This is a genomic window from Kitasatospora griseola (assembly GCF_044999035.1).
GTDB classification, from domain to species: Bacteria; Actinomycetota; Actinomycetes; order Streptomycetales; family Streptomycetaceae; genus Kitasatospora; species Kitasatospora griseola.
In genome coordinates, this window is record NZ_CP173360.1 from 701884 (window position 1) to 728268 (window position 26385).

General features: G+C 73.7%; 27 protein-coding genes. 12 read left to right on the plus strand and 15 right to left on the minus strand.

The features are described 5' to 3' along the window. Positions 1 to 74: 74 nt before the first annotated feature. On the plus strand, positions 75 to 578 hold the full coding sequence (locus tag ACI1MP_RS03505) for an N-acetyltransferase (RefSeq protein WP_380331989.1): 504 nt from the start codon (positions 75 to 77) through the stop codon (positions 576 to 578). 530 nt (positions 579 to 1108) lie between these two features. Here ACI1MP_RS03505 and ACI1MP_RS03510 read toward each other — a convergent pair. Next, positions 1109 to 2302, minus strand: coding sequence for a serine hydrolase domain-containing protein (locus tag ACI1MP_RS03510; RefSeq protein WP_380331992.1), 1194 nt, complete (start codon positions 2300 to 2302; stop codon positions 1109 to 1111). Positions 2303 to 2599: 297 nt separating this feature from the next. Between ACI1MP_RS03510 and ACI1MP_RS03515 the strand changes: the two genes are divergently transcribed. Next, positions 2600 to 3346, plus strand: coding sequence for a helix-turn-helix domain-containing protein (locus ACI1MP_RS03515; RefSeq protein ID WP_404867685.1), 747 nt, complete (start codon positions 2600 to 2602; stop codon positions 3344 to 3346). Positions 3347 to 3532: 186 nt separating this feature from the next. Here the strand turns inward: ACI1MP_RS03515 and ACI1MP_RS03520 are convergent, their stop codons facing one another. After that, positions 3533 to 3799, minus strand: a complete 267-nt coding sequence (locus ACI1MP_RS03520; protein ID WP_100584550.1) for a DUF2630 family protein — start codon at positions 3797 to 3799, stop codon at positions 3533 to 3535. 204 nt (positions 3800 to 4003) lie between these two features. On the opposite strand from ACI1MP_RS03520, the gene ACI1MP_RS03525 reads away from it, so the two are divergent. Continuing rightward, positions 4004 to 4393: an SCO5389 family protein gene (locus ACI1MP_RS03525; protein WP_380331999.1), complete on the plus strand. Its 390-nt coding sequence runs from the start codon at positions 4004 to 4006 to the stop codon at positions 4391 to 4393. A gap of 92 nt (positions 4394 to 4485) precedes the next feature. Here ACI1MP_RS03525 and ACI1MP_RS03530 read toward each other — a convergent pair whose 3' ends face one another. Next, positions 4486 to 5919, minus strand: coding sequence for an MFS transporter (locus ACI1MP_RS03530; protein WP_380332002.1), 1434 nt, complete (start codon positions 5917 to 5919; stop codon positions 4486 to 4488). Positions 5920 to 6318: 399 nt separating this feature from the next. On the opposite strand from ACI1MP_RS03530, the gene ACI1MP_RS03535 reads away from it, so the two are divergent. Then, on the plus strand, positions 6319 to 6897 hold the full coding sequence (locus ACI1MP_RS03535; RefSeq protein WP_380332005.1) for a TetR/AcrR family transcriptional regulator: 579 nt from the start codon (positions 6319 to 6321) through the stop codon (positions 6895 to 6897). Between the two features lie 46 nt (positions 6898 to 6943). On the opposite strand, the gene ACI1MP_RS03540 is transcribed toward ACI1MP_RS03535, so the two are convergent. Together ACI1MP_RS03540 and ACI1MP_RS03545 are read right to left on the minus strand one after the other, a co-directional pair. Beyond that, a complete protein-coding gene (locus tag ACI1MP_RS03540; protein ID WP_380332008.1) occupies positions 6944 to 7549 on the minus strand; it encodes a TIGR03086 family metal-binding protein in 606 nt (201 codons plus the stop codon). 73 nt (positions 7550 to 7622) lie between these two features. After that, a complete protein-coding gene (locus ACI1MP_RS03545; protein WP_100584554.1) occupies positions 7623 to 8189 on the minus strand; it encodes a DJ-1/PfpI family protein in 567 nt (188 codons plus the stop codon). A gap of 290 nt (positions 8190 to 8479) precedes the next feature. On the opposite strand from ACI1MP_RS03545, the gene ACI1MP_RS03550 reads away from it, so the two are divergent. Further along, positions 8480 to 9280: a tyrosine-protein phosphatase gene (locus ACI1MP_RS03550; protein WP_404867686.1), complete on the plus strand. Its 801-nt coding sequence runs from the start codon at positions 8480 to 8482 to the stop codon at positions 9278 to 9280. Positions 9281 to 9543: 263 nt separating this feature from the next. Here the strand turns inward: ACI1MP_RS03550 and ACI1MP_RS03555 are convergent, their stop codons facing one another. Continuing rightward, on the minus strand, positions 9544 to 10347 hold the full coding sequence (locus tag ACI1MP_RS03555) for a VOC family protein (protein WP_404867687.1): 804 nt from the start codon (positions 10345 to 10347) through the stop codon (positions 9544 to 9546). Positions 10348 to 10394: 47 nt separating this feature from the next. After that, entirely contained in the window at positions 10395 to 11399 is a 1005-nt protein-coding gene (locus ACI1MP_RS03560) for a PHP domain-containing protein (RefSeq protein WP_404867688.1), read from the minus strand. Positions 11400 to 11597: 198 nt separating this feature from the next. On the opposite strand from ACI1MP_RS03560, the gene ACI1MP_RS03565 reads away from it, so the two are divergent. Together ACI1MP_RS03565 and ACI1MP_RS03570 are read left to right on the plus strand one after the other, a co-directional pair. Next, positions 11598 to 12524, plus strand: coding sequence for a diiron oxygenase (locus ACI1MP_RS03565; RefSeq protein WP_404867689.1), 927 nt, complete (start codon positions 11598 to 11600; stop codon positions 12522 to 12524). A 93-nt stretch (positions 12525 to 12617) separates the two neighbouring features. Next, positions 12618 to 14111, plus strand: coding sequence for an MFS transporter (locus ACI1MP_RS03570; protein ID WP_404867690.1), 1494 nt, complete (start codon positions 12618 to 12620; stop codon positions 14109 to 14111). A 20-nt stretch (positions 14112 to 14131) separates the two neighbouring features. Here ACI1MP_RS03570 and ACI1MP_RS03575 read toward each other — a convergent pair whose 3' ends face one another. Then, a complete protein-coding gene (locus ACI1MP_RS03575) occupies positions 14132 to 14785 on the minus strand; it encodes a hypothetical protein (protein ID WP_404867691.1) in 654 nt (217 codons plus the stop codon). A gap of 204 nt (positions 14786 to 14989) precedes the next feature. Further along, entirely contained in the window at positions 14990 to 16429 is a 1440-nt protein-coding gene (gene purB / locus ACI1MP_RS03580) for an adenylosuccinate lyase (protein ID WP_380332029.1), read from the minus strand. Positions 16430 to 16547: 118 nt separating this feature from the next. On the opposite strand from purB, the gene ACI1MP_RS03585 reads away from it, so the two are divergent. Both ACI1MP_RS03585 and ACI1MP_RS03590 read left to right on the plus strand, forming a co-directional pair. Then, entirely contained in the window at positions 16548 to 18770 is a 2223-nt protein-coding gene (locus tag ACI1MP_RS03585) for a HelD family protein (protein WP_404867692.1), read from the plus strand. Positions 18771 to 18802: 32 nt separating this feature from the next. Continuing rightward, positions 18803 to 19159, plus strand: a complete 357-nt coding sequence (locus ACI1MP_RS03590) for a DUF6204 family protein (protein ID WP_043911676.1) — start codon at positions 18803 to 18805, stop codon at positions 19157 to 19159. Between the two features lie 7 nt (positions 19160 to 19166). Here ACI1MP_RS03590 and ACI1MP_RS03595 read toward each other — a convergent pair whose 3' ends face one another. The 4 genes from ACI1MP_RS03595 to ACI1MP_RS03610 all read right to left on the minus strand — a co-directional run bounded on the left by ACI1MP_RS03595 (position 19167) and on the right by ACI1MP_RS03610 (position 21799). Beyond that, complete coding sequence (locus ACI1MP_RS03595) at positions 19167 to 20081, minus strand: DUF2797 domain-containing protein (protein WP_404867693.1); 915 nt, start codon at positions 20079 to 20081, stop codon at positions 19167 to 19169. Positions 20082 to 20135: 54 nt separating this feature from the next. Then, positions 20136 to 20576 (minus strand): MarR family winged helix-turn-helix transcriptional regulator, encoded by a 441-nt coding sequence (locus ACI1MP_RS03600; protein ID WP_043911675.1) that lies wholly within the window; start codon positions 20574 to 20576, stop codon positions 20136 to 20138. 81 nt (positions 20577 to 20657) lie between these two features. Further along, the gene (locus ACI1MP_RS03605; RefSeq protein WP_198520366.1) at positions 20658 to 21047 is read right to left on the minus strand and encodes a DUF3037 domain-containing protein; all 390 of its coding nucleotides are present in this window, start codon (positions 21045 to 21047) and stop codon (positions 20658 to 20660) included. Continuing rightward, positions 21044 to 21799, minus strand: a complete 756-nt coding sequence (locus ACI1MP_RS03610; protein WP_100584565.1) for a HipA family kinase — start codon at positions 21797 to 21799, stop codon at positions 21044 to 21046. The genes ACI1MP_RS03605 and ACI1MP_RS03610 overlap by 4 nt, the downstream gene beginning before the upstream one ends. A 146-nt stretch (positions 21800 to 21945) precedes the next feature. Here ACI1MP_RS03610 and ACI1MP_RS03615 point away from each other — a divergent pair, with 146 nt between their 5' ends. Beyond that, positions 21946 to 23304, plus strand: coding sequence for an NAD(P)/FAD-dependent oxidoreductase (locus ACI1MP_RS03615; protein WP_100584566.1), 1359 nt, complete (start codon positions 21946 to 21948; stop codon positions 23302 to 23304). A gap of 43 nt (positions 23305 to 23347) precedes the next feature. Here ACI1MP_RS03615 and ACI1MP_RS03620 read toward each other — a convergent pair whose 3' ends face one another. Next, a complete protein-coding gene (locus ACI1MP_RS03620; RefSeq protein WP_404867694.1) occupies positions 23348 to 23695 on the minus strand; it encodes a hypothetical protein in 348 nt (115 codons plus the stop codon). A 1-nt stretch (position 23696) separates the two neighbouring features. Continuing rightward, a complete protein-coding gene (locus ACI1MP_RS03625; RefSeq protein ID WP_380332043.1) occupies positions 23697 to 25040 on the minus strand; it encodes an aminotransferase class I/II-fold pyridoxal phosphate-dependent enzyme in 1344 nt (447 codons plus the stop codon). Between the two features lie 35 nt (positions 25041 to 25075). Here ACI1MP_RS03625 and ACI1MP_RS03630 point away from each other — a divergent pair, with 35 nt between their 5' ends. Both ACI1MP_RS03630 and ACI1MP_RS03635 read left to right on the plus strand, forming a co-directional pair. Next, a complete protein-coding gene (locus ACI1MP_RS03630; protein WP_380332046.1) occupies positions 25076 to 25741 on the plus strand; it encodes a pyridoxamine 5'-phosphate oxidase family protein in 666 nt (221 codons plus the stop codon). Continuing rightward, positions 25735 to 26382, plus strand: a complete 648-nt coding sequence (locus ACI1MP_RS03635) for an FMN-binding negative transcriptional regulator (protein WP_404867695.1) — start codon at positions 25735 to 25737, stop codon at positions 26380 to 26382. The genes ACI1MP_RS03630 and ACI1MP_RS03635 overlap by 7 nt, the downstream gene beginning before the upstream one ends. Positions 26383 to 26385 lie beyond the last annotated feature (3 nt).

A 26385-nucleotide genomic window follows, 5' to 3' on the forward strand; every position in this document is an offset into this window, starting at 1 on the left:
CGTGTGAGCAGGCCTGGCGGTGTACGGGGAAAATCCAGGGGGCGGACGGCCTCGCGCTGCTACGGTCGGGCGCCATGAGCTGGCTTCCTGATGACTTCGTCCACCCCGTCCTGGTACCGCTGCCGGGCGGTGGCCATCACCTGCGGCCGATCCGGGAGGCGGACACCCCGCTCGACTATCCGGCTGTGATGGGTTCGCGCGAGCGGCTGTGGACCATCTTCGGCCCGGCCTGGGGCTGGCCCGCGGCCACCATGACCTACGAGGCCGACCAGGCCGACCTGTTGCGGCACGAGAAGGAGATCGCCGCACACCAGTCCTTCAACTACGCGCTGTTCGACTCGGCGGAGACAGCCCTGCTCGGCTGTGTCTACATCGACCCACCCGAGAGGGCCGGCGCGGACGGCGAGATCTCCTGGTGGGTGGTGGACGAGCTGGTGGGCAGCAAGGTCGAGCAGGCCCTCGACGCGCTGGTGCCGCAGTGGATCGCCGCCGACTGGCCGTTCGAGCAGCCGCGCTTCCTCGGCCACGAGATCTCCTGGTCGGACTGGCTCGCCCTGCCTGAGCATCCCGACAGGTAAGTGGTTGCTGCCCGCACCGATCTCGAAGGCTGTCGATCGAACGGGAGTCTCGACCGGGTGACTGCGGCGGTTTCCACGCGTGACAGCAGTGCGTCCAGGTGGCTCCGGGGTGCGATCCCATTCCGAATGGTTCCCGGACGCCCTGTTGTCGTTGTTGTACGTGCCTGTGCATGTTGACCTCAACTCGCCTGCAGTGTCGCGCAATTGCCTCGCGCACGTGTACGGCGACGCGGCCGACCATCAGGACCGGGCACACCGGTGTCCGTCGGACAGGACGAACGCGGAGTGCGCGGCCGTCCGGCCCCCGCAGCACCGCCCTGGCAGTGTCCGTCCTCCCCGAGCCAGCGGGGGTCTGTGGGAGCCGGAGGTGGAGGCGGAGGCGGAGGCGGGCAAGGGTGGCCATGGCGTGACGGTGGACAGCTCGTTCGTCGTCGTAGGTGGCCAGGGCCCGGTTCTGTTTGAGCTGGCTGAAACCGCACATCGACGACGTTGCGCCGCCGGTACAGGTCCCTGCCGAGCCTGCCGACGGGTCAGGAACCCGGGCAGAACTCCGCCTTCAGCTCGGCGGTGAAGAGGTCGATCGGCCCGTTGCCGCCGTTCAGCCAGTCTCCGTTGACGTTGGTGGAGAGCAGGTGGCGGCCGTCGCGGCTGCCGTAGGTGTAGGTCCACGAGCCGTTGATGGCGCCGCCCATGCCCCAGACGGTGGTGCAGGGCAGATCGACGGAACTGACGCCCAGGCCGTAGGCGGTGTCCTTGATCCACTTGTCCGCCGGGGTCCGGACCATGGTGAACATCTCCTGCTGCTGGGCCGGCGGCAGCAGTCGTCCGGCCAGCAGGGCGGCGAAGAAGGTGTTGAGGTCGCGGGTGGTGGAGATCATGTCGCCGGACGCCCAGCCCCAGGACGGGCTCAGCTCGGTCACGTCGTAGTCCGGGGTGTTCGGGTCGGTGTACCCGAGGTGGGAGTACTCCCGCCCGTGCGGCCCGTGGAGGGTGACGTCGTCGGCGGCGGGCTCGTAGGTGCTGGTGAGGCCCAGCGGGGCGGTGATGCGCTGTCGGATCTGCTGGGCCAGGGTGCTGCCGGAGGCCCGTTCGACGATCATCCCGGCGAGGACGTAGTTGGTGTCGGAGTACGTCCAGCCGGTGCCGGGGGCGAAGTCGGGCCGGTGGGCGCGGGCGATGCCGACGAGCCGCTCGGGGGTGAAGTGGTCGAAGCGGTGCTGCAGGAAGGGCTCGTGCCAGAACTCCTTCCCGATCTCGTCGTCCGTGGCGAAGTTGGGGACGCCGCTGGTGTGGTTGAGCAACTGCCGGACGGTGATCCGGTCGGGCTGGTAGCCGGGGGCGTCGAGGACGCCGGGCAGCCAGTGCTCCATGCTGTCGTCCAGGCTCAGCCGGCCCTCGGCGGCGAGCTGGAGCACGACCGTGGAGACGAAGGTCTTGGTGGTGCTGCCGATCCGGAACCGGTCCTGCTCCTGGCGGGGCCGTCCGGTGGCGATGTCTGCGACGCCCGCGTCGCCGAACCAACGGTGGCGCCCGTCCCGCACCTCGGCGACGGCTCCGGGGAGTCCACCGGCCGTCACACCCCGGTCGAGCACGGCCTGCACACCCGGGTGACGGTCCCGCTGCCCGGTCTGCTCGGCGAACACCGGTGCGGCGGTGGTCACGGTGGCGGCGAGCACGGCCCCGGCGAGCAGGGCGGTGACGGTGGCGCGGGTGGTGGTCCTCATGGCGTGTTCCCCCTCGACGGTGCTTCCCGTTGACGGAGAGAACGCTCCCGTCAGTTGACGAAGCCGTCAACACAAACTCCATCGGCACGCTCACATCTCCGCAGGTCAGGTGGCGTATTTCCTTGCAATGGGACTGCCCATGAATGCAACACCTCCACACTCCCATTGCAACAACGCGAGCATCGGGCGGATACTCCCCTGACCATCGCAAGGAACCTGCGCAAGGAACCCGCGCAAGGAACCCGCGCAAGGAACCCGAGAGAACGATGAGACGAGGGGACGAGGGGACGAGGACGGATGCCCGGAGGCCGACTGACCCTGCAGGACCGCCGCCAGATCGCCACCGGCCTGGCCGAGGGGCTCGGCTACGGCGAGATCGCCCGCGGCCTCGGTCGGCCGACCTCGACCGTCACCCGCGAGATCGGCCGCAACGGCGGCCCGTCCGGCTACCGGGCCGAGCGCGCCCAGCACGCGACCGCCCAGCGCTCCCGTCGCAGCCGTACCGCGCCCGCCCCGCGCCGGACCGTCCCGGCCCGCGCCGGCCTCGACCGGGACCCGGTCGCCGTCAGCCGCGACCGGGACCCCGCCGCCGTCGGCGAATTCGCCGACCAGCTGGCCGAGTTGCTGGTGCACGTCGGCATGCCCCGGATGGCGGCCCGGGTGCTCGGCTGCCTCTACGTCACCGACGAGGGCAGCCTGACCTCCGGCGACCTGGTGCAGCGACTGCAGGTCAGCCCGGCCGCCGTCTCCAAGGCGATCGGCTACCTGGAGGGGCAGGCGCTGGTCCATCGGGAGCGCGACGACCGGCAGCGCCGCGAGCGGTACGTCATCGGCGCCGACATCTGGTACCGCGCCCTGCTGGCCAGCGCCGAACGCAACGCGATGCTCGCCGGGATCACCCGCCACGGCGCCGAGCTGCTCGGGCCCGCCACCCCCGCGGGCGCCCGGATGGACGACGCGTCCGCGCTGCTGGAGCGGATCGGCCAGGACATCGTGCGGTCCGTCCGGCAGTGGTACGAGGAGCGCGGCCCGGTCCCGTCCTGATCGCCCGACGACCCGCCCCCTCCCGGCCGCCGACGTACGGGCCCGCGGAGCCCGTACGCGCCGTCGCCGGCTCAAATGCAGCGGCCCGGCGCCGACAACGAATCGCCAACGCCAGTGACTCGTCCGTCAGTTCAGGTCGAAGCAGCACGAACGGAACAACGACCGACCCACTCCGCGGACGCGAGCCTAGGACTCGTAGCGCTCGACCTCCTCGACGCTGCGCACACTGGCCTGGTTCGGGTCCTCGCCGGCGTCGGTGCGGGCGCGGCGCTGGCGCAGCAGGTCCCAGCACTGGTCGAGCTGTTCCTCGAGGTCCTTGAGTTCGCGCTGTTCGGTGGACTGGTCGATGCGGCCCTCCAGGAGGGCGGCGCGCAGCTTCCGTTCCGTCTCAACCATGTCGCTGATCCGGTCCAGGATGCGGCGGTCGGCGCCGCCCGTGCTCTGCTCGTCCATCGGGGCTCTCCTCGCGGTCGTCTGCGCCTCACTGTAGGTAGCGGGGGTGCGGGCCGCCAGCAGGGCGGATCGGGGCGGCGTTCCGGCGTGGCGTGGCGCGTTGCCCCGAACGGGGGAGCGTAATTGACAGGGCGTCAGGGGGTTGCCAGGATCGCTTATTGAAAACGACTTCCACTTCCAGTCGCTCCGAAAGGCGCTACCCCCATGTCCCTGGACGTCTCCCCCTCCCTGCTGGCGCTGGCCGAACGCGACGAGGTCGCCGACGCCGACTTCCTCGCCACCGTCCGCACCTCGCTGCCCTACGCGTACCGGCTGGTCAACGACCTGACGGCGGAACTCGCCACCACGGACGCCGAGTTCGCGGACAACACGGTCGCCCCGACGGACGCCGAGCGGGCCCAGCTGCTGCGCGCGCTGGCCAGCGACTCGATCCGCGGGGCGCTGGAGCGGCACTTCTCGGTGAAGCTGGCCTTCCAGAACTGCCACCGGCTGGCGGCCTTCCACCCGAACGCCGAACAGACGGACGCCTACCGGAGGTTCACCTCGCCGCGGGCCCAACTTCTCAACCAGTCACCCGAGTTGCGGGACTGCTGACCCCGTTCACCGCCGCAGCGCCCGAACGCCCGTCGCCCCCGACACGGAGTCCGGGGGCGCCGGGCGTTCGGCGGGCGTCCGCCCAACTCGCCTCAGCCGGCGCCGACTTCGGCGTCCCGCTGGGGCGCCGCCGGCTCCACCGGCGCGGCCACCGGCCGGCCGCGACGGGAGGGCACCAGCAGCGCCGCGAACGCCGCGGCCAGGCAGAACGCCGCGAGCAGCGCGAAGCCGTCGGTGTAGCCGGACTCCAGCGGGCGGCCGGAGGGCTGCAGCTGGCCGGTGACCAGGCAGGTCATCAGCGCGGCGCCCATCGAGCCGCCGATGGTGCGGATGTTGGCGTTCATGCCGGTGGCGGCGCCGGTCTGGGCGGGCGAGACGCTCTGCACGATCAGGTTGCTCATCGAGGCGAACGCCAGGCCGACGCCGAGGCCGAACACGCCGGACGCGACGGCGACGTCCGCCTGCGTGCCGTGCCGGGCGGCGAGCAGCGCGCAGGCGACGGCGCCGAACAGCGCGCCGGTGACCAGCTGCGCCTTGGCGGGGAAGCGACCGGCCAGGCGTCCGCCGAGGATGCCGGAGACGAACATCGCGCCGACCATCGGCAGCATCAGCAGCCCGGCCCCGGTGACGGTGGAGCCGAAGCCGTAGCCCGCACTGGCGGGGGTCTGGACGAATCCGGGAAGGAACGCCCATACGGCGTACATGCCGCCGCCGAACAGCAGGGCGGCGGTGTTGGTGGTCCACACGGCGGGCAGTCGCATCACCCGCAGGTCGATCAGCGGGTTGCGGGAGCGGGCTTCGTTGAACGCCCAGAGCGCGAACAGTGCGACGGCGGCGGCGAGCAGGCCGAGCACCCGGGCCGATCCCCAGCCCCACTGGGCGGCCTGACTGACCGGCAGCAGCAGGGCGACCAGCCAGCCGGAGAGCAGCAGGGCGGAGATCCAGTCGACGCTGCCCTCGCTGCGGGTCGGCGACTCGGGGACGTAGCGCCAGGCGAGCAGCACGGTGCCGGCCACCACGATGACGGGCAGCCAGAACAGCCAGCGGTAGTCCAGCGCGCCGACGATCGGGCCGGCCAGCACCATGCCGAGGCCGCTGCCGACGGCGATCACCGCGGACAGGTTGCTGATGCCGGTGGGGACCCGCCCGGGCGGGAACTCGTCGCGGATGATGCCGAAGGACAGCGGGAACAGCGCGCCCGCGATGCCCTGGAGCACCCGGGCGGCCAGCAGCACCGCGATGTTGGGGGCGAGCGCGGCGACCAGGCAGCCGGTCAGCAGGGCGACCAGCGCGGCCACCAGGGTGCGCTTCTTGCCGACCAGGTCGCCGACCCGGCCGAGGATCGGGGTGAACACCGAAGCGGACAGCAGGTAGGCGGTCATCACCCAGGTGACGGTGGACTGCGAGGTGTGCATCGCCTCTTGGACGATCGGCAGGGCCGGCGTGATCAGCGACTGGAGCAGCGCGAACACGCCCGCTCCGGCGGCGAGCACGCCGAAGGTGAGGCGGTGGGACTGGCGGTTCATCGAACCCTCTCGGGACTCGGGTCGCGGCGCACGGAGACAACGCCGCAGCGGCGTGCAATGGCAGGCAGGCGCCCGAACGGGCGATGGTACGGAGAAGGAGTGATCCGTGGTGCAGAACGGTCGATGCCGACGTGGCCGTCACCGGCACGGCCAATGCCAGTACGGTCAAACGGAATTGACGACGACGAGGCGGCTTCCGTCAATCGCGATTGACGGAAGTGGTGCAGGTCCGGTCAACCCCGGTTGACGACAGGGGTGCCGGCGCGGGTGACACGGGCGGCCCGCCGCCGATGGTGGGGCAGGCCGAAGTTCGGGCCCCGATGCTAAAGTCGAGGCATGCCTCCAGATTAGCGGAGGTGAGCCTCCGGTTCAATTCGGATGTGTCGAAACGAGGTCCCCGTGTCCGAACCGATCTCCGTCGGCGAGTTCCTCGCCGCCCAGCGCCCGCGCCGCGCCGACGCCGCGCGCAACTTCGACGCGCTGCTCACCGCCGCCCGCGAGGCCTTCGCCGAACACGGCGCCGAGGCCTCCCTGGAGGACATCGCCCGCCGGGCCGGCGTCGGCATCGGCACCCTCTACCGCAACTTCCCGACCCGCCGGCACCTCTTCGAGGCGGTCTACGCCAACGAGGTCGACGACCTCGGCCGGGTGGCGGCCGCGCTGGCCGACCTGCCTTCCTGGGACGCCCTGACCGCGTGGCTGCGCCGCTTCGTCGACTACGCGATGACCAAGCGCGCCATCCGCGAGGCCCTCCAGGGCGAGGAGACCGCTGTCTTCCTCGCCTGCCGCCGCTCCATGTACGACGCCGGCACTCCCCTGCTGGAACGCGCCCAGCAGGACGGCGCCGTCCGCGCCGACATGGACATGGACGACCTGCTCCGGATGGTCTCCGGCATCGCCTCCGTCGCCTTCCCGGACGAGGAGCAGCGCGCCAAGGTCCTCGCCATCGCCCTGGACGGCATCCGCCCCCGCCCCTGACGCCGGCCCCCTGAACCTCCTCCCCTCCCCCGCTCCTGACGTCTCCTCAGTTCTCGCCGAACGGGTCCGCGGGGTCGCGGCCCACCAGGCCCAGCAGCCGGTCCTGCGGATCGGCGTCGGCCGGCACCGGCACCGCGTCCGCGAACAGGCCCGAGGCCGACAACGCACCGGCCTGCGGGGCGATCTCGGCCAGCGCGAAGCTCGCCGCCGCCGGGTCCATCCGAGCGTCCGCACCGATCCCCGTGGCCAGGTCCCAGCCGTGCACGATCGCGTCCACCGTCATCTCCCGGCAGTACCCGGCCGCCCGCCGCCGCCCGTACGAGAGATGGACGGTCCGCCGCAGCGCGCCCGGCTCGGCGAACGCGGCCCGGGCGGCGTCGGCGGCGGCCGTCCAGGCCGCCACCGGGTCGTCGCCGAGCACGTCGCCGTCGTAGCGGTCACCGACCTCGGCGACCGTCGCACCGGCGAGCAGGTCCGGCACCCACAGCTGTTCGTAGGTCAGGTGCCCGACCAGTTGGCGGACCGTCCAGTCGGTGCACGGCGTGCGGGCCTGCCAACGGTCGTCGGGGACGGCGCGGACCAGCCGGCCGAAGTGGTCCAGGGCGCCGGCGTGCAGCGCGAGCAGGTCCTGGTCGTCGAGGTGCGTCGCCATGGGCCCACGCTTGCCCGCCCGCGCCGCCCGGGCAAGGCGACACCCCGCAGCGACACCCCGCAGCGACGGCGGGCTACTCGACCGGCGCCTTCTCGCGCAGCAGCTGCACGAACGCCCGCATCCACCCCGGGTGGTCGGGCCAGGCACGGGCGGAGACCACCGCGCCGTCCACCACCGCGTCCCCGTCCACGAAGTCCGCCCCGCCGGCGGCCACGTCCGGCTCCAGCGCCGGGTACGCGGCCGTGCGGCGGCCGGCCATCGAACCGGTCCGCAGGGTGATCAGCGGCCCGTGGCAGATCTGCGCGAGCGGCTTGTCGTCGGCCACGAAGTGCGACACGATCCGCTGCACCTCGGGGTCGTTGCGCAGGTATTCGGGCGCCCGGCCGCCGGGCAGCACCAGCGCCACGTACTGCGCCGGGTCCACGTCCGCGAACGCCAGGTCGGCGGGCCAGGTGTAGCCGGCCTTCTCGGTGTAGGTGTCGAACCCGGGGACGAAGTCGTGCACCACGAACTGCAGGGTCTTCTTGGTCGGCGCGGCGATGTCCACCTCGTACCCCTCCTCCAGCAGCCGCTGGTAGGGGTAGAACACCTCCAGCGACTCGGCCGCGTCACCGGTGATGATCAGGATCCTTGCTGCCATTCGTGGCTCCCGTCCCGTTCCTCGCGCCTGGCGCGTCGCCCACCCCCGACGGGGCCGACGCTGCCACCCTGCCCGCTGACACGCCGTCAAATCAATGGGGCGCGCGCAGCACGGCGCACGGCCGGGGCGTGCGCTCCGCCGCTCGATGCAGTGTCCGCCCGGCCGGGGGTACTCCGGGGGCGACCCGCCCGGGGCGCGCCTAGCGTGCTGACGGGGCCGGCCTCGGGTTGACGCTCGCGGTGCCGCCGGGCCCGGCCGCCACCACAAGTCCGCCGGCACGGGAGGTCGTCATGCAGCACTCGCACATCGTTGACTCCGCCACCGTCGCCAACCTGCGCGATCTCGGCGGCATCGACCTGCCCGGCGGCGCCCGGGTCCGGTCCGGACTGGCGTTGCGTTCCGGCCAGTTGGACCGGCTCGACGCGGCCGGGGACCCGATGTTCGACGCGCTCGGCGTGCGCACCGTCATCGACCTGCGCAGCGGCCCCGACCGCGCCGCCCACCCGGACCGGGTGCCCCGCGGGGCACACCTGCTGGTCGCCGACGTGCTCGCCGATCGGGCGGGCCACAGCGTCACCGCCACGCTGATCGCCGCACTCGACGACCCCGCCACCGCCAACCGCACCCTCGGCCGCGGCCGCGCGGCCCTCGCCCTCCGCGAGGACTACCGCGCCTTCGTCACCTCCACGGCCGCCCGGCAGGCCTACAAGCAGCTGCTCACCGCGCTCGCCCACCAGGGCGGCGGCCCGGTGCTGTTCCACTGCACCGCCGGCAAGGACCGCACCGGCTGGGGCGCCAGCCTGATCCTGCTGCTGCTCGGCGCGGACGAGGAGACCGTCCGCACCGAGTACCTGTCCGTGGACCCGGCGGTGCACATCCGGTACGCGCCGATGCTGGAACGTTTCCTCTCCGGTGGCGGCGACCCGGAGATCGCCGACGCGATCCTGTCGGTCCGCGCCGAGTACCTGGCCGCCGCCCTCGACACCCTCGCCGACCACTGGGGCGACCCGGAGAGCTACGCCCGCGCCGCGCTCGGCCTCAAGGACGAGACCCTGGACAGCCTCCGCAACCGCTTGGTGCGGGCGTCCTGACGGGTCGTCGGCGGGCGGCCGGAAAGCGCCTTCCCGTTGGTTCGGCGACTCGTGCGCACAGCGACGGGAAGGCGTTTTCCGGCCGCCCCTGACACGCGCACGCCCCTCGGAGAGCAGGCTCGTCTCGGAGAGCAGGCTCGTCTCGGAGAGCAGGCTCGTCTCGGAGGGCAGGATCGTCCGTCGCCAGGTGGCCACCACAGGAGCCGGAGAGCGGTTTCCGCAGGCCGTCCGGCTCTCGGGCAGCCACCCGACCTGACCCGGCGTCAGCCGGTCGCGCCGGCCGCTCCGACGCAGGCCTCGTTGCCCTCGGGGTCGGCCAGGATCCAGAGGGCGGGGGCGTCCGCGTCCGTGACCAGGCGGCCGCCGGCGGCGAGGGCGGCGGCGACCCGCTGCGCGGCGATGTCGTGCGGGACCCACACGTCCACGTGCACGCGGTTGCGCTGGGGCCGGGGCTCGTCCATCTGCTGGAAGTAGAACGGCGCGCCGCGGCGGGCCGGGTCGAGCAGGTCCTCGGGGCTGCCGGCGCGGTCGCGGTAGCCGAGCAGGGCCCGCCAGAAGGCGACCACGGCGGGCCGTTCCAGGGCGTCCACGGTGACCTGCACGGTCTGCACGGCGTGCGGGTCGGCGCTCGCGCCGAACTCGCGGGCGGCGGCGGAGATCCGCCGGGCTAGCTCGACGTGACGCTCCGTCAGGCCGTAGAACTCCTCGCCCGGCTTGATCAGTCGGACGGTGACGCCGTCGGGCCGCAGGTCCACGTCCGGTGCGCCGAGACCGTCCACGGCGGTGGCGATCGCGGCCACCAGCCGGGCGCCGTCGGCGAAGGAGCCGGTGCGGAAGAACGTGCACGCCCCTTCGCCCAGGACCCGCCAGTCCTCCGTACCGGACGCGGCGTGGAACGCCGACGGCCGGATCCTGACGTCCGCCTCGACCTGCTCGCCCTGCCCGCCCTGCCCGGCCTGCCCGCCCTGTCCGGCCTGCCCGACCTGCCCGCCCTGCCCGCCCTGCCCGACCTGCCCGCCCTGCCCGCCCTGCCCGACCTGCCCGCCCTGCAACTGAAGCTCTGTCATCCGGGCAGCGTAGCGCCGCAGTCCGACAGAATGATCACCACCACGGGTCAGCGGGCCCCCGTCCAGGCCAGCAGGTGGTCGACCGACCAGGCGTTGATGATCCGCTCGGCGTCCAGGCCCAGCGCGACGGCCCGTTCGCAGCCGGCGATCTGCCAGTCGAGCTGGCCGGGGGCGTGCGCGTCGGTGTCCACGGCGAACAGGCAGCCGAGGTCGACGGCGAGGGCGAGCAGGTCGTCCGGCGGATCCTGGCGGTCCGGGCGGCAGTTGATCTCGACGGCGGTGTCGTGCTCCCGGCAGGCGGTGAACACCGCCTCCGCGTCGAACTCGGACTGCGGGCGCGGCTTGTCGCCGAGCCGCCGCCCGGTGCAGTGGCCGAGCACGTCGACCAGCGGGTTGCGGACCGCGGCCAGCATCCGGCGGGTCATCGCGGCGCCGTCCATCCGCAGCTTGGAGTGCACCGAGGCGACCACCACGTCCAGCCGGCCCAGCAGTTCCTCGTCCTGGTCGAGCGAGCCGTCGTCGAGGATGTCGCACTCGATGCCGGACAGCAGCCGGAACGGGGTGAGCCGGCCGTTCAGGTCCTCGATCACGTCGAGCTGGTCGCGCAGCCGCTCGGCGCTCAGGCCGTTGGCGACCGTCAGGCGCGGCGAGTGGTCGGTGAGCGCGGCCCACGAGTGGCCGAGGTCGCGGGCGGTACGGGCCATCAGTTCGATCGGGGCCCCGCCGTCGGACCAGTCCGAGTGCAGGTGGCAGTCGCCGCGGAGCTGCTCGCGCAGCCGGAGCGCGGCGGTGGACGGCGCGGGCCCGGCGGCCGCCCGGGCCTCCGTCTCCAGCAGGTACTGCGGGGTGCGGCCCGCCGTGGCGTCGACGATCACCCGGGCGGTGACGGGGCCGACGCCCGGCAGGCGTTCCGCGGCGGCGACGTCGACCGGCCCCGGGGGCAGCCCGGCGGCGGCTTCGGCGGCGGTGCGGAACGCCTTCACCCGGTAGGGGGAGGCGAGTTCACGCTCCAGCAGGAAGGCGATGCGTTCCAGGGCGGTGACCGGATCCATGCGGCCAGTCTGCGCGGGGCGGTACCGGGCCGCATGCGGGTTGCCGCCGGACGGCCGTGGGGTCGGACGGGCGCACGTGACGGGAGCGGCGGCGGGTGCTGCGGGGCCTCTGATCTGCCCCAAACCCTTGTTGACAGTCTGTCTCATTGGTTTACTCCTCCTGGAGCCCCTGCCCCCGCCACCCTCCGGAGCCCGCCCATGCCCGACACCGCCGCCCCCACCGGGACGATCGCCCAGCAGCGCAACGCCGACCGCGAGCTCAACGCGTCCCGCCTGCTGCGCGCCTCCGCCAAGCACTCCCACGACCCGCTCACCGAGGTCGACTGGACCGCCCCCGTCGACCCCGACCACTACGCGCTGCCCGCCCACCGCGTCACCCTGTACGGCACTCCGCTCTGGGAACGCCTCGACGAACGGCAGCGCGCGCAGCTGAGCGTCCATCAACTCGCCTCCACCACGGCGGCCGGCATCTGGTTCGAACTGGTCCTGATGGAGGGCCTGATCCGGCACGTCTACGCGAACGACCTCACCACCGGGCACGCCCAGTACGCGCTGACCGAGGTCGCGGACGAGTGCCGGCACTCCACCATGTTCGCCCGCTACATCACCGCCACCGGGTACCCGTCGGCCCGGCCCACCAAGCGCGCGGACCGGCTCGGGCGGCTGCACTTCCTGCTCAACGACACCACGATGACCTTCGCCGGGGCGATATTCGTCGAGGAGTTCACGGACGCGATGCAGCGGGAGATGATCCGGGACGAGAGCCTGCAGCCGCTGGCCCGCTCGGTCGCCCGGATCCACGTCATCGAGGAGGCCCGGCACATCGGCTACGCCAAGCCCGAACTCGAACGCCGCTGGGCCCGGATGACCCCCGCCCGCCGCGCCGTCTTCCGCCGCGCCCTCGCGCTCCTGGCCCGCCAGTCCGTCGCGGAGATCGTCAACCCCCGCGTCTACGCCCTCGCCGGCCTCGACCCCGCCGAGGCCGCCCGCGCCGCCGCCGCCAACCCCCACTGGCGCCAGGCCCGCATCGACTGGTCCCGCAAGGCCCTCGACTTCTTCGCCGACCTCGGCATCATCACCCCCTCCACCACCCGCCGCTGGCAACGCGCCTCGCTCCTCCCCTGACCCGGTCGCCCGCCCGTACCCCTCCGCCGCCGACTGTCCGGAGGGGCGTGGCGGACTGGGCGCGGGGGTGGGTTCTGACGGAGGATTCGTTGCGTGAGTGATGCTGCGGGTGCGGTCGGCGGGATTCGGCTGGGGACGGGGCGTGGGCGGTGGGTCGTCGCGGCGACCGCGCTGGGGTCCGGGATGGCGATGCTGGACGGCACGGTGGTGAACGTCGCGTTGCCGCGGATCGGGGAGGACCTGGGGGCGAATCTCGCCTCGTTGCAGTGGACGATCAACGCCTACATGCTGACTCTCGCCGCGTTGATCCTGCTGGGCGGTTCGCTCGGTGACCGGTACGGCCGCCGTCGGGTGTTCCTGATCGGGGTGTGCTGGTTCGCGTTGGCGTCGGCGGGCTGCGCGGCGGCGCCGAACGTCGACGTGCTGATTCTGGCCCGGGCGCTGCAGGGCATCGGTGGCGCGTTGTTGACGCCGGGTTCGCTGGCGATGCTGCAGGCGGTGTTCCACGAGGACGACCGGGCGGGCGCGGTGGGTGCCTGGTCGGGTCTGGGCGGTGTCGCGGCGGCGGTCGGTCCGTTCCTCGGGGGTTGGCTGGTGGACGGTCCGGGCTGGCGGTGGATCTTTCTGCTGAACCTGCCATTGGCGGCGGTCGTGGTGGCGGTGACGGTCCGTCATGTCCCGGAGACCCGTGATCCGGACGAGCAGGGCCGCTTCGACGTGCTGGGCGCGCTGCTCGCGGCGCTGGCGCTGGCGGGGCTCACGTACGCGTTGACGGAGGCGGGTTCCGGGCTGACGCCGGGCGCGATCGTCGCGGGGCTGGCGGGTGTGGCGCTGACGGCCGCGTTCATCCTGGTCGAGCACCGGTCGCCGAACCCGATGCTGCCGCTGTCACTGTTCCGGTCGCGGCTGTTCACCTCGGTCAACCTGGTGACGCTGTGCGTGTACGCGGCGTTCAGCGGGGTGTTCCTGCTGCTGACGGTGCAGTTGCAGATCGTCGCCGGGTTCACGCCGCTGCTGTCGGGAGTGGCGCTGGTGCCGATCACGGTGCTGATGCTGCTGTTCTCGGGGCGGGCCGGCCAGTTCGGCCGCACGGTCGGGCCCCGGCTGCCGCTGACGGTCGGCCCGTTGCTGGTGGCGGCCGGGGTGCTGCTGATGCTGCGGATCGGCCCGGACGCGAACTACTGGCTGGACGTGCTGCCCGCGGTGACCGTCCAGGGCGCGGGCATGACCCTGCTGGTGGCGCCGTTGACCGCGACCGTCCTCGCCGCCGTCGACGTCCGCCGGGCCGGCATCGCGTCCGGTGTGAACAATGCCGCCGCCCGCGCCGCGGGGCTGTTCGCGGTGGCGGCGATCCCGCCGCTGGCCGGTCTGAGCGGTGACGCGTACCGGATCCCGTCCGAGGTGGACAGCGCTTTCCGTACGTCCATGCTGATCTGCGCCGCGCTGCTCGCCGCCGGCGCCGCGATCGCGTTCACGACCATTCGCGCGGACTCGCTCGCCCCGCCCCACCCCGTCGCCGAACCGGACTGCGACTGGTACTGCGCGCCGACCTCCCCGCCGATCCATCCGAACCACGAGGAGGCCTGACGGCGTGTCGCCCGGAGCCGTTACTTCAGGACGACGGTCACGGTGGGAACCGGCATCGTGTGGGGCCCGGTCGGTCCGGGGGTCGGCGCCCCCGTCGGCTGCGGTGGCGCCGTCGTCGTCGGCGCGGGGTGGACCGGCTCGGCAGGAGTGATCGGCACCCCGGTGGGCGCGGGCCGCTGGGTGACCGGTGTCCCGGTGGGCGTGGGCGCCTTCGTGGTTCCGGTGGGGGCCGGCATGGTCGTGCCGATGGGTCCCGGCCCCGGAGGCGTCGTCGTCGAGCCCGGTGAGGTCTCGACGTACCCCCAGCTGACGTCGATGGGGCCGCCCTTGGGGTCACCGCCGAGCGCCACGAAAGCCCCGAGCGACAGATCGAGGTCGTGGAGCGGCATGCCGGCGGGCGCGCGGTCGAGGACGGTCGCGACGATCGACGTCCCCCCGTGCTGGATCCAGACCGACTGGAAGCAGTGCGGCGCCGAGTATCCGTTGCCGAACTCGGCGGGGCTCAGTGCCACCACCAGGTCGCCCGGTACGGATGCCTGGCCGCAGGCGCCGAGACCCACGGGGTAGTGCGTCGCCCGTCCCGTGTAGGCGGCGCTGGGCGAGGCCGTCGCCAGCGTGATGCCGCCGGCGAGCAGCAGCGCAGCCGCTCCGGTCTTCGCCGTTCGTGCCCTCATGAACTCCTCTTCTCTGCCTGCCTGCGCCGACCGGCGCCGGTGGGCACCACGCTCGCAGCCCCCGCTCACGCCCGGCTCACGTCCGGCGTGCGCGGGCCGGCTCAGCGGTGCGGCCGTTCCGGCCGGTGCATGCGCGAAGCCCCGGAGGGCTCCTGCGGGTGCAGGAGCCCTCCGGGGCTTCGCGACGGCGACGGGGCGTCAGCGTCAGAGGATGTCGCCCGGGACGTACTTGGCGGCCTCGGGGTGGGCGGCGGCGACGGCCTCGATGCGGCGGACGATCTCGCCGACCTGGGCGGCGGCGGCGCCGGTGAAGGAGAGGCGGTCGGCGAGCAGGGCGTCGATCGCTGCGCGATCGAGCGGGATCCGGGTGTCGGCGGCGAGCGCCGGGACCAGGGTGTTCTCGCGGGCGCCCTCGCGCATGGCCAGCGCGGCGGCCACGGCGTGCTCCTTGATGACCTCGTGCGCGGTCTCCCGGCCGACGCCGGCCCGGACGGCCGCCATCAGGACCTTGGTGGTGGCCAGGAACGGGAGGTAGCGGTCGAGCTCGGCCTCGATGACGGCGGGGAAGGCGCCGAACTCGTCGAGAACGGTGAGGAAGGTCTCCAGCAGGCCGTCGAAGGCGAAGAACGCGTCCGGCAGCGCGACCCGGCGGACCACGGAGCAGGAGACGTCGCCCTCGTTCCACTGGTCGCCGCCGAGCTCGGCGGTCATCGAGGCGTAGCCGCGCAGGATGACGGCGAGGCCGTTGACGCGCTCGCAGGAGCGGGTGTTCATCTTGTGCGGCATGGCCGAGGAGCCGACCTGGCCGGCCTTGAAGCCCTCGGTGACCAGCTCGTGGCCGGCCATCAGGCGGATGGTCTTGGCGATGCTGGACGGGCCGGCGGAGAGCTGGACCAGGGTGGAGACCACGTCGTAGTCGAGCGAGCGCGGGTAGACCTGGCCGACCGAGGTGAGGACGTTGTCGAAGCCGAGGTGGCCCGCCACCCGGCGCTCCAGCTCGGCGAGCTTCTGGGCGTCGCCGCCGAGGAGGTCGAGCATGTCCTGGGAGGTGCCGACCGGGCCCTTGACGCCGCGCAGCGGGTAGCGGGCGATCAGCTCTTCCAGGCGGGCGAAGGCGGCCAGGACCTCGTCGGCGGCGGTCGCGAAACGCTTGCCGAGGGTGGTGGCCTGGGCGGCGACGTTGTGCGAGCGGCCGGCCATGACGAGCTCGCCGTACTGGGCGGAGAGCCGGCCGAGGCGGACCAGGACGGCCACCGTGCGGTCGCGGACGTGCTCCAGGGACTGGCGGATCTGCAGCTGCTCGACGTTCTCGGTGAGGTCGCGCGAGGTCATGCCCTTGTGGATCTGCTCGTGCCCGGCGAGTTCGGAGAACTCCTCGATGCGGGCCTTCACGTCGTGCCGGGTGACCTTCTCGCGGGCGGCGATGGACGCCAGGTCGACCTGGTCGACGACGCGCTCGTAGTCGGCGATCGCGGTGGGCGGCACCTCGATGCCGAGGTCCTGCTGGGCCTTCAGGACGGCCAGCCACAGGTGGCGCTCCAGTACCACCTTGTGCTCGGGGGACCACAGCTGGGCCAGGGTCGCCGAGGCGTACCGGGAGGCCAGGACATTGGGGATCTTGGGCTTCGCGCTCACGCTTCGCAAGCCTAACAGTCGAGGTCAGGAGGGAACGCAGCGCCTCCGCCGCGAGGAGGGGTAGCATGGCCGGTTGAACATTGACTCACATGCCACCGTAGAACTTCCTCAGGGCAAGGATATCACGTTGACCGAAGAGATGGCAAGCGACGTCGTCCTGGCAGCCGAACTCCGCACCGAGCAGCGCCGGTTGACGGAGCTGTACGCCCGACTGGACGCCACCCGCGAACAGGCCCGCGCCGCGCTGGAACAGGCCGGCGCCGAGAGCGCGCGGCCCGGCGGCACCCGGCAGGCCCGGCTGGAGCAGGAGGTGGTGCTCGCCGAGCGCACCCGCCGGCTGGCCCGGCTGACCGCCGTCGAACGCGGCCTGTGCTTCGGCCGGATCGACGGCCGCGACGGCGCCGTCCACCACCTCGGCCGGATCGGCCTGCTGGACGAGGAGTTCGAACCGGTGCTGCTGGACTGGCGGGCCCCCGCCGCCCGCCCGTTCTACACCGCGAGCGCCGCCGACCCGGCCGGTCTGCTGCGCCGCCGCCACCTGCGCACCCGGGGCCGGCAGGTGGTCGGCCTGGACGACGAGGCGTTCGACCTGGACGCGCTGGACGCCGACGGCCGCCGCACCCTGGTCGGCGAGGCCGCGCTGCTGGCCGAGCTGCGCCGGGCCCGGACGGGGCGGATGCGCGAGGTGGTGGCGACCATCCAGGCCGAGCAGGACCGGGTGATTCGCTCCGGGCTGCACGGCGCGGTGGTGGTGCACGGCGGCCCCGGCACCGGCAAGACGGTGGCCGCGCTGCACCGGGCCGCGTACCTGCTGTACACCCACCGGGAGGTGCTGGAGCGGCGCGGCGTGCTGGTGATCGGCCCCAACCCGGCGTTCCTGCGCTACATCGAGCAGGTGCTGCCCTCGCTCGGCGAGACCGAGGTGCTGCTGCGCACCCTCGGCGAGCTGTTCCCGGGCGTGCACGCGGTTGACGCGGACCGACCGGAAACCGCTTTCCTGAAGGGTTCGCCGAAGATGGCCGAGGTGCTCGCCGAGGCGGTGCGCCTGCACCAGCGGCTGCCCGCCGGGGACGGCCTGATCACCGCGCTCGACCTGCCGCTCCCCCGCCGGCTGCTGGCCGCCGCCCGGGACGGCGCCCGGGGCCTGCGGCTGCCGCACAACGCGGCCCGCGCCGAGTTCCTGCGCACCGCCCTGCGCGGCCTGGCCCGGGCCCGCGCGGACGCGATCGGCCGCCCGTGGGACGAGGAGGAGGCCCGGTACGCGCCGGGCGAGCTGTGGGCCGAGCCGGAGGTGCGGGCCGCCCTGGACGCGATGTGGCCGCTGCTGACGCCGCAGCGGCTGGTCACGTCGCTGCTCGCCGACCCGGAGCGCCTCGCCCCGTCCCTGACCCCCGCCGAACGCGCCGCGCTGCACCGCGCGCCCGGCGCACCGTGGACGGTGGAGGACGTCCCGCTGCTGGACGAGGCCGCCGAACTGCTCGGCAGCGACGGCGCGGAGCAGCGCCGGGCCGCCGCCGAGCGGGGACGGGCCCGGGCCGATGCCGAGCAGTACGCCCGTGGAGTGCTCCAAGTGACCGACCAGGAGGGCGAGTTGGAAGCGGCGGCGCTGGCGGACCGGCACGCCGAGGAGGGGCCGTACCGGTCGACGGCCGAGCGGGCGGCGGCGGACCGGGAGTGGACGTTCGGGCATGTGGTGGTCGACGAGGCGCAGGAGGTGTCGGCGCTGGCCTGGCGGATGGTGATGCGGCGGATCCCGACCCGGTCGCTGACGGTGGTGGGCGATCTGGCGCAGACCTCGTCGGCGGCGGGCACGCACGACTGGCAGGAGATGCTGGGCCGCTACCTGGGCACGCGCTGGCGGGAGGAGCGCCTGACCGTCAACTACCGCACCCCGGCGCCGATCATGGCGGTGGCGGCGGCGCTGCTGGCGGCCGTCGATCCGGCGGCGCGGGCGCCCGAGTCGGTGCGGGCCGAGGGCGAGGCGCCGCGGGCGGTGATGGTCGGGGACTACGCGGCGCAACTGCCCGCGCTGCTGGCGCCGGACGGGCCGGGCACCACGGGGCTGGTGGTGCCGGACGACCGGCTGGCGGAGTTGGCGCACCTGGGGGCGCTGACTGCCGCGCAGAGCAAGGGACTCGAGTTCGACGCGGTGGTGGTGGCCGATCCGGCGGCGATCCTGGCGCAGTCCCCGCGCGGCGGCCATGACCTGTACGTGGCGCTGACCCGGGCCACCCGCCGGCTGACCGTCGCCCACCACGGCCCGCTGCCGGAGCCGCTGCGGGCGGCGTTCCAACGAGCGGCTGTCGACCGGGTGGCTGTCGACCGGACAGGGTCGGCGAAAATGGGGTGATCCGGACGGGCGGGACGGGTTAGGGTCCCGCCATGACGACTCGTACGTTCCGCATCATGGTGCGCGGCGCCTTCGACGCCCTCACCCCCGAGCAGCACGCCGAACTGACGGCCGCCGCGGCCGAGCACGACGTGCTGAAGGCGCAGTTCACCGACGAGGGCCATCTGACGTACGACCTGTCGGCGCGCCCGTTCTTCACCTTCCGGTTCCTGGAGTACGGCGAGGCGGAGGAGGACGTCGTGGCGGCGTCGGTGCGGGCGGAGACGGCGGCGGAGCTGTGGCTGACGGACCGCGGGTACGGCTACAAGAACCTGAAGTCGCAGGCGCAGGACATGTCGCTGGCGGCGGTGGGCGCGCGGGGCAAGCAGGAGGCCCGGCGGAAGTCCTGACGGCCGGTCAGAACAGCGTGTCCTGTTCGGCGGCGGGGCGGGCCCGGGGCAGCAGGGTGAGGCCGTCGCAGGTGTCCGCGGGTTCGGCGTGCAGGGTCCAGCCGGTGAGCAGGCGGGTGTCGAGGAGCAGCGGGGGCCCGGCGGGCGGGTCGAGGAAGAGGTGGCCGCCGATCGGTCGGCGCAGTCGGCCGGTCAGGCGGGCGCCGTCGCTGAGGGCCTTGACCTGCTGGTACTGATCGGGGGCGCCGGCGGTGAGGCCGTACAGCTCGACCTGGTCGGTGACGGGGTGGTCGGGCAGCAGGGTGAGCGGGTGCCCCGCGGGCGGTTGCCGGGCGAGCAGGTGCAGGGCGCGGGTGCGGCCGGCGGTGAGTTCGGCGTGCCGGTCGGCGGCGGTGGGGAGCGTCCACCAGGCGGGGTACTTGGTGGCGGCGGGGATCCGTTCGCGGGCCAGTTTGGCGTGGGCGAGGGCGAGTTCGGCGCGGCGGACGGCGGGCAGCGGGCCGTGGGCGACGAACGTCCAGGTGAGGGCGGCCTGTTCGAGCAGGCGGACGGTGCCGCGTTCTTCGGCGGTGAGGCCGACCTTGAGCAGGCCGGGGCCGAACCAGGCGAGGTAGAGGCGGTAGCTGCGGCCGTCGTCGAGGATCCGGTCGCGGGCGAGTTGCAGGCCGCGGTCGGCGCTCTGGCAGGTGGGGCACTGGGTGGTGGTGCCGTCGGGTTCGATGGCGGCGTGGTGCGGGCAGGGGCGGTGGCCACGGGCGGTGGAGGCGCCGGTGCAGCGGCGCGGGCCGGCGATCCGCCAGGCGACGGGGAGTCCGTCGGTGAGCGGCCGGTCGTGGCGGGTGCGGCCGTCGGTGGCGGTGAGGCGGGGTGCGCCGTCCAGCCAGCGCAGTCCGGTCGAGGTCCATCCGTTCGCCTGGTGCATCCGGCGAGCGTAGGGCATGGGACCGACAGCGGGCACCCGAGGGGCGACGGCCGGTCAGGGGCGGAGCAGCGGCAGGACCTGTTGGCAGAGCCGGGACAGTGCGGCGCGTTGCTCGGCGTCGAGGCTGTCGAAGGCCTGGCGGGCACGGGTCATGTCGTCACGGATCCGGTCGAGGACGGTGCGGCCGTCGTCGGTGATGGTGACGATCTTGACGCGGCGGTCGGCGGCGGCGGCTTCGCGGTGGGCGTAGCCGAGTGCTTCGAGGCGGTCGACGATGCCGGTGACGTTGGAGGCGTCGCAGCCGAGGCGTCCGGCGAGGGCGCGCATCGGAACGGGTTCGAGGACGGCCTTGAGTGCTTTGGCCTGCGAGGAGTTGAGTCCGTGGCGGGCCGCGGCGGCGGCGAAGTCCTGGAAGTAGGCCGTGCCGACGGCCGCGACCTGCTCCATCAGCTCGGTGGTGGAGGGGGTGGTGCCGGTGCCTGTGGTGCTGCCCATGGCGGTCAGGGTACGCCCATCGTTTCAGTGCCTCCAGTATTGAGTGAGGCAAGTAATCAAAATGTCCAGGAACGGCGGGCGTTACAGCACCAGACGGTCGAACAGGTGGTGGAGTTCCGCCTCCGGGTCGGCGGTCAGGCCGGTGTGCACGGGGCCGGGCTGGACGACGGCGCTGCGCGGGGCGGTGAGCCAGCGGAAGCGCTGCCCGGGGTTGTCCGCGGCGGCCGGTCCGGCGGCCTCGCCGCCCGCGCAGACCGCTGCGATGCCGCGCAGGGCGCGCCGCACGCCGGCCACGTCGGCGACCGCGTCGAGGGCGAGCAGCCGGCCCTGGTCGAGGTGGGTGCGGGCGCCGAGGTAGCCGGAGTCGCGGCAGTACAGCAGCACGCCGATGTTGACGCACTCGCCGCGCTCGACCCGGGGGACGGCGCGGATCAGCGCGTACTCGTAGTCCTTGGGGTGCTGGTCCATCAGCCGGCCACCTCCGGGAGCCAGTCGCGGGGCCCGGCGAGGCGGGCGGTGAGCTGCGCGGTGTAGGCGGCGCGGACGGCGTCGGGGCCGTCGAAGCCGGGCTCGTCGGCGAGCCAGACGTCCGGGACGGCCGCGACGGCGGCGGGCAGGGCGGCCTCGGCCAGCGCGGCGAGTTCGGCGTCCACCTTCGACAGGTGGCCGGCGGCGTGCCGCAGGGCGTGGTCGGAGGCGTCGTAGGGCTTGCGCCGCCAGGCTTCGGCGCGCGCCCAGCTGTGGTGGAAGATCAGGCTGGCGCCGTGGTCGATGACCCGCAGGCCGCCGGCGGCGACCAGCAGGTTGGGGTTGCGCCAGGACCGGTCGACGTTGCCGATCAGCGCGTCGAACCAGAGCACCCGGGCGGCGGTGTCGACGTCGACGTCGAAGCAGAGCGGGTCGAAGTTGAGCGCCCCGGACACGAACGCCATGCCGAGGTTGGCGCCGCCGCTGGCCCGCATCTGGTCCTGGATCTGCACCTCGGGCTCGCTGCGGGCGAGCACCGGGTCGAGGTCGACCAGAGCCAGTTCGGGCACCGGCAGGCCGAGCCCGCGGCCGAGTTCACCGGCCAGCACCTCGGCGACCAGCGCCTTGCGGCCCTGGGCCGCGCCGACCCATTTCAACACGTACAGACGGCGGTCGTCGGCCTCGATCAGGCCGGGCATCGAACCGCCTTCGCGCAGCGGCGTCGCGTAGCGGACGGCCGTCACCTCGGAGAGCATCCCGACAGCCTAGCGGCCCTCATCGGCGGCTCCGGCCGGGAGCCGCTGGAGATGCACCCTCCGTGGGCCCGTGCGAGTGTGGCCAACAGTCGTCCTTAAGTCAGTCACGGACTCAGTCACGGACCCGCAAACGTAGGGGATGAACGATGGAACGACCTCGGATCCTGATCGTCGGCGGCGGCTTCGCCGGGCTGGAGTGCGCGCGCCGCCTGGAGCGCAAGCTCGCCCCTTCCGAGGCGGAGATCTCCCTGGTCACGCCGTTCAGTTACCAGCTGTACCTGCCGCTGCTGCCGCACGTCGCCGCCGGGGTGCTGACCCCGCAGTCGGTGGCGATCTCGCTGCGGCGCACGCTGCGCCGCACCCACATAGTCCCCGGCGGGGCGATCGGCATCGACCCGCGCTCCAGGGTGGCGGTGGTCCGCAAGATCACCGACGAGGTGGTGGCGGAGAAGTACGACTACCTGGTGCTGTCACCGGGCAGCGTCACCCGGACCTTCGACATCCCGGGCCTGCCGGACTACGCCCGCGGCATGAAGACCCTCGCCGAGGCGACGTACATCCGCGACCACGTGATCGCGCAGCTCGACCTGGCCTCCGCGTCGATGGACGAGAAGGAGCGGGCCTCACGGCTGCAGTTCGTGGTGGTCGGCGGCGGCTACGCGGGCACCGAGACGGCGGCCTGTCTGCAACGGCTGACCACGGCGGCGATCCGGCGCTACCCGCGACTGGACCCGGACCTGATCAAGTGGCACCTGATCGACATCGCGCCGAAGTTGATGCCGGAGCTGGGCGACAAGCTCGGCGAGACCGCGATGGAGATCCTCCGCGGCCGCGGCGTGGACGTGTCGCTGGGCGTGTCGGTCGCGGAGGTCGGCGCGGAGACGGTGAAGTTCACCGACGGCCGCACGCTGCCGTGCCGGACGCTGATCTGGACGGCGGGCGTGGCCGCGTCCCCGCTGATCGGCACGCTGGACGCGGAGACGGTGCGCGGACGCCTCGCGGTGACCGCGGAGATGCGGGTACCGCAGTTCGAGGGCATGTTCGCGCTCGGCGACGCCGCCGCGGTGCCGGACCTCGCCAAGGGCGACGGCGCGGTCTGCCCGCCGACCGCGCAGCACTCGGCGCGGCAGGGCCGGCAGCTCGCCGACAACCTGGTGGCGGCGGTCCGCAACCAGCCGCTGCAGCCGTACTTCCACAAGGACCTGGGCCTGGTGGTCGACCTCGGCGGAAAGGACGCGGTGTCCAAGCCGATGGGCGTGGAACTGCACGGCCTGCCCGCCCAGTTGGTGGCGCGCGGCTACCACGTGATGGCGATGCGCACCAACGCCGCGAAGTACCGCACCAGCGCGAACTGGCTGCTGAACGCCACCGCCGGCGACGACTTCGTCCGCACCGGCTTCCTGGCCCGCCAGCCCGCCCGCCTGCGGGACTTCGAGTACACCGACGCCTACCTCTCCCGCGACCAGGTCCGCGAACACGCCCAGGCCCTGCTGGCCAAGGGCTGACCTTTCGGCGCGGTGGAGCCCCCGCCCCCGGGCGGGGGCTTCGTCACACGGTGTACGGGTACAGCTCGGCGTGCTCACGCGGGACGGCGACCTCCAACGGGCCGGGCAGCCGGCCGGGCAGGTCCAGCAGGACCAGGCTGTCGCCGATCCGCAGCGCCGCCTCGCCGTCGAACTCGCCCACCAGCACCACCAGTTCACCGTCGACGCGGACCTCCGGCCCGGGTCCGGCGGCCGGGCGGACGGCGGCGTGCTCCTCGTCGATCGTCCACTCCACGACGTACGGCCCGGGCAGATCGGCCGGGTCTCCGCACCAGCGGGCGACGGCCGGGCCGTACGGGGTCACCACCTCGGCGAGCCCGGCGCGCAGCCTCCGGAGGAGCTCGACCCGCATCTCAGGTCACCCGCGATCCGTGGCCCGGGCCGCGCAGGGCGGCGGCGATGGCGGCGGCCAGGGCGGGGGCTTCGGCGGGGTCGAGGGGGGCGATGCCGATCCGGATGGCGGGCGGGGAGGCGAGGCGGAAGCGGGAGCCGGGGGCGACCACCCAGCCGCGGTGCAGCAGGGCGGCGGCGACGGCGGTCTCGTCGGGCACGGGCACCCAGACGTTGACGCCGCTCTCGCCGTGGGCCCGGACGCCCTGCGCGGCGAGCGCGGTGAGCAGCGCGTCGCGGCGGGCCCGGTAGGCGGCGGCGATCGGGGCGGCGGGGGCGGCGTCGGTGCGACGCAGCTCGACGACGGCGCGTTGCAGCAGGTGGCTGACCCAGCCGGCGTCCAGGCGTTGGCGGCCGAGGACCCGGGCGACGGTATCCGCGTCGCCGGTGACGACGGCGACCCGCAGATCGGGGCCGAGGGCCTTGGCGGCGGAGCGCACCAGCGCCCAGTGGGTGACGGTGGTGCCGCCGCGGCCGTCGGCGGCGAGCGACTGGAAGGGCTGGTCGACCATGCCGTGGCCGTGGTCGTCCTCGATCAGGACGGTGCCGGGGCGGGCGGCGAGGACGGTGCGCAGTGCGGCGGCGCGGGCGGGGGTGAGGGCGGCGCCGGTGGGGTTCTGGGCGCGGCTGGTGACGATCAGGGCGCGGGCGCCGGCGTCGAGGGCGGCGGCGACGGCGTGCGGGAGCGGGCCTTCGTCGTCGACCGGGACGGGGGCGGTGCGCAGGCCGAGGGCGGGCAGCAGGTCGAGGACGCTGCCCCAGCCGGGGTCTTCGACGGCGACGGTGTCGCCGGTGCGCAGGGTGGCGGCGAGGACGCGGCCGATGGTGTCCAGGGCGCCGGAGCAGACGGCGAGTTCGCCGTCGGGGGCGCCGTCGGCGCGGAATTCGGCGCGGAAGCCGTCGAGGAGTTCGGGTTCGGCGACGGGGTCGCCGTACAGGACGGCGGGGCCGGCCGCGGCAGCGGCCAGGGCGGGGCCGAGCGGGGGCAGCAGGGCGGGGTCGGGGTTGCCGGCCGACAGGTCGCGGGCGCCGGGCGGGACGGGCAGCCGGGCTTCGTCGCGGGGCGTGGTGGCGGGGCGGGGCCGGATCCGGCTGCCGCGGCGGCCGGCGGTCTCGATGACGCCGCGTTCGCGCAGCAGGCGGTAGGCGGCGGCGGCGGTGTTGGGGTTGACGCCGAGTTCGGCGGCCAGGTCGCGCATCGGCGGCAGGGCGGCTCCGGGTTCCAACCTCCCGTCGGCGACGGCGCGTTCGATGTCGGCGGCGATCTCGCTGGCTCGCCGACCCGTGATCCGATACTCTCCTAGCACAAAGGGAATTATGCACTAGTACATTGGGGGTTGTCATGTCGGACACGCCGAGGGACACGTACGCCCGGAACGATCTCACCACCCCCACCCGGGACAAGGAGCGGGCCGCCTGGGACCGGGACGCGGTGCACGCGATCCTGGACGCCGGGTACCTGTGCCACCTGGGCTTCGTCCGGGACGGCGCGCCGGTGGTGCTGCCCACGCTGTACGCGCGGGTCGGCGAGCGGCTGTACATCCACGGCTCGACCGGCAGCCGCCCGCTGCGCGGGGCGCGCGACGAGCAGGGCCTGGCGGTGTGCGTGACGGTGACGCACCTGGACGGCCTGGTGCTGGCGAAGTCGGCGTTCAACCACTCCGTCAACTACCGCTCGGTGGTGGCGCACGGCACCGCCCACCAGGTCACCGACCCCGAGGAGCTGCGGATCGCGCTGGACGCGATCGTCGAGCAGGTGGCGCCGGGGCGGGCCGCGGACTGCCGGCCGGGCAGTGCGAAGGAGCTGGCGGCGACGGCGGTGATCCGGCTGGAGCTGGACCAGGTGTCGGCGAAGTCCCGCACGGGCGACGTGGTCGACGACGAGGCGGACCTCGACCTGCCGTACTGGGCGGGCGTGGTCCCCGTCGCCCCGGTCTACGGCACGCCGCAGGCCTCGCCGCACTCGGACCTCCCGCTGCCCGGGTACCTGGCCGGCCCGACGTGCTGATCCGCGGCTGGGACCACGGCACCGAGCAGGAGTGGCAGGAGTGGCTGGCGGCCGGACGGGACTTCGGCACGCTGGCCGCCAACGGGCCCGAGGGCCCGGTCCTGGTGCCCACGCACTTCCTGCTGGACGTCGCGGCGGGCGAGATCCTGCTGCACCTGGCCGCCCCCAATCCGCTGCTGGCGGCGGTGCGGGCCGACCCGCACGTGACGTTGGCGGTCACCGACGACTACGCGTTCGCGCCGGGCCGCTGGCGCGGCGCGCCGTACACGCCGACCAGCTACTACGCCTCGGTGCAGTTCTCCTGCACCGCCGAGCTGGTGGAGGACCCGGCCGGCAAGGCGGAGATCCTCAACCGGCAGCTGGCGCACTTCCAGCCCGAGTGGCCCGAGGACCGGGTGGTGGTCGGGGCGGCGCCGTACGGGCCGCAGCTGACCGGCCTGCGCGGGCTGCGGCTGACGGTGCGCCGGGTGCGGGCGAAGTTCAAGTACGACGACAAGAAGCCGGTGGAGGTGCAGCTGGAGATCGCGGAGCGGCTGGCCGAGCGGTACGCGGCGACCGGGAACCCGCAGGACGCGGCGGCCCGGGCGCAGCTGCTGCGGCGACGCACCCGTCGCCCCGCCCTCGGCGGTTCATCGGACTGACAG